The sequence below is a fragment of the Moraxella sp. CTOTU47724 genome (assembly GCF_032014955.1).
GTDB lineage: Bacteria > Pseudomonadota > Gammaproteobacteria > Pseudomonadales > Moraxellaceae > Faucicola > Faucicola tetraodonis.
Window position 1 is genome coordinate 56,687 of sequence record NZ_DALZSV010000010.1, and the last position, 2,975, is coordinate 59,661.

Genomic DNA, 2,975 nt, shown 5'->3' on the forward strand with positions numbered 1-2,975 from the left:
TATAAAAGCATTATCCACATCGAATGAATTCTGCTAAAATACAATGTTTACATTTTTTTGATAATATATGCCAAATTTAATTTTGAAATATCTTAAGGAGCCGCTGTGAGCCGTCCGTTTTCTTCAGCCGATATACGTCAAGCTTTTATCAATTATTTTGCCGAAAATGGTCATACCCCAGTGGCATCATCGAGCCTAGTCCCACACAATGACCCTACCCTGCTATTCACCAATGCCGGTATGAACCAATTTAAAGATGTGTTCTTAGGGATAGACAAACGCGATTATAAACGTGCGGTATCGTCGCAAAAATGTGTGCGCGCAGGCGGTAAACACAATGACCTTGACAACGTCGGCTATACCGCGCGTCACCATACGTTTTTTGAGATGCTCGGTAATTTTTCGTTTGGCGATTATTTTAAACAACAAGCCATCCCATTTTGTTGGGAGTTTTTGACATCGGATGAATGGCTTGGACTACCCAAAGATAAACTTTACGTGACGGTGTATCACACCGATGATGAAGCCTTTGATATTTGGCATAACGTAGTGGGCTTGCCTGCCGAACGCATCATCCGCATTGGGGATAATAAAGGCGGTCAATACCAATCGGATAACTTTTGGGCAATGGGTGATACAGGTCCTTGTGGTCCTTGTACTGAAGTATTTTATGACCACGGCGAGCATATTTGGGGCGGTCTGCCAGGTACGCCTGAAGAAGACGGCGACCGTTTTGTCGAGATTTGGAACAACGTCTTTATGCAGTTTAACCGCCAAAAAGATGGCACACTTGAAAAACTGCCTGCGCCAAGTGTCGATACGGGCATGGGGCTTGAGCGTATTAGTGCCATCATGCAAGGCGTGCATAGCAACTATGAAATCGATATGTTTACCCATCTCATGCAGCACGCGGCGCAAGTGATTGGCTTGCCAAACGATATCGACTTACAGTCTGAGCCATCACTTAAAGTGCTTGCCGACCATATTCGCTCGGTTTCCTTCTTGATTGCAGATGGCGTACTGCCAAGCAATGAAGGCCGTGGTTATGTGCTGCGTCGTATCATCCGCCGCGCGGTTCGTCATGGCAACAAATTAGGCGCTAATGACAACTTCTTTTATAAGCTCGTCGCGCCACTTGCCCAAATCATGGGCGACGCCTACCCACAGCTTCGTGAACAGCAAGCCAACATTGAGCAAGCCATCTTAAAAGAAGAAGAACAATTTGCCAAAACCTTATCACAAGGTCTCAAACTGCTATCACAAGAATTAGACAGCTTAAAATCTGGCGATACTTTATCGGGTGAAACGGTGTTTAAACTGTATGACACGTATGGTTTCCCTGCCGATTTGACGGCCGATATCGTACGCGAACGCGACATCAGCATTGATGAGGCCGGTTTTGAGCAAGGCATGGCACAGCAACGCGCCCGCGCCCGTGAAGCAGGTAAATTTGGCGTTGATTATAACCAATTGATTCAAGTTGACAGTGCCACTGAATTTTTGGGGTATGACAAAGCAGAACACAGCAGCACTATCACCCATTTATACCTTGAGGGCAAATCGGCTGAGCAATTGCAGGAGGGCGATGAAGGCGTCATCGTATTATCGGCAACGCCTTTTTATGCTGAAGGCGGTGGTCAAGCCGGTGAATTAGGTGACATCCAAACCGAAACCGGTGTATTTGAAGTTCAAGACACCAAAAAATCTGGTCAAGCCATCATCCATCATGGCGTAGTCAAAATGGGCAGTATCCGCCAGGGTCAGTCAAGCGAAGCACGCGTCGCAAGCCAAGTACGCGCCATGAGTGCCAAAAACCACTCCGCCACTCACCTACTGCACGCCGCCCTTCGTGAGCATCTTGGCACAGGCGTCACCCAAAAAGGGTCATTGGTCAATAGTGAGGTGTTGCGTTTTGACTTCTCGTATGACAAAGCCTTGACTGAGCAAGACATCATCACCATTGAAAACATTGTCAACCAACAAATCCTTGCCAACCAACCTGCCACTGTAGAAATGCTCAGCATGACGCAAGCGCAAGACAAAGGCGCGATGGCACTGTTTGGTGAAAAATATGGTGACACGGTTCGCGTATTGTCGATGGGTACGGTAGATAAAGACGGCAAGCCTTTCTCCATCGAGCTATGTGGTGGTCTACATGTACAACGCACGGGTGATATCGGCTTATTCAAAATCGTCAGTGAGCAAGGTATCGCGGCAGGCATTCGCCGTATCGAAGCAGTGACAGGCATGGGCGCAGTCAACTATGTGCAGCAAGGTGAAAAGCAGCTCAATCAACTTGCCAGTCAGCTCAAAGCCAAACGCGACGAAATCGCCGACCGTGTCAATCAAATGACCGACAAAACACGCGACCTAGAAAAACAGCTTGAGCGTTTGCAGCAAAAATTGGCCAGCAGCCAAGCCAAAGACTTAATCAACAACGTGCAAGATATCAATGGACAAAAAGTGCTGATTGCAAGTTTACAAGGCATGGATGGTAAAGCATTACGCACGATTGCCGATGACATGAAGTCAAAATTGCATAATGGCATCGTGGTGCTCGCGGGCGTGGCTGACGATAAAATTGCCTTGACTGCCAGTGTCGGCAAAGACTTAACCAGCAAAATCAAAGCGGGCGATATCATCAAACACTTAAGCGAGCAGCTTGGCGGTAAAGGGGGCGGTAAACCTGACTTTGCCCAAGGCGGCGCAACTGATGTGGCAGGATTGCCAGCCGTATTAGAAGCACTACCAAATTGGTTGGCTGAGCGACTTGCCTAATTAAAACTATGTCTAAAAAAACGCCGAATGACTTATTCGGCGTTTTTTATGGAGTTATTTTTTTATGCGGCTATATTTATGCGGCTATATTTATGCGGCTATATAAGGCATGCGTTTAATCAGGCTTAATCAAAGCGCCATTTACTTTAGCCAAACATTCGGTATCATAAAGCCTAAAGCACATTGTGTATAATCGT

The 2,975-nt window shown here is 46.7% G+C and carries 1 protein-coding gene; it reads left to right on the forward strand.

Going from position 1 to position 2,975, the window contains the following annotated elements; genetic code table 11:
- Positions 1–105: 105 nt before the first annotated feature.
- Complete coding sequence (gene alaS / locus RTR63_RS03905; protein ID WP_312522760.1) at positions 106–2,778, forward strand: alanine--tRNA ligase; 2,673 nt, start codon at positions 106–108, stop codon at positions 2,776–2,778.
- Positions 2,779–2,975 lie beyond the last annotated feature (197 nt).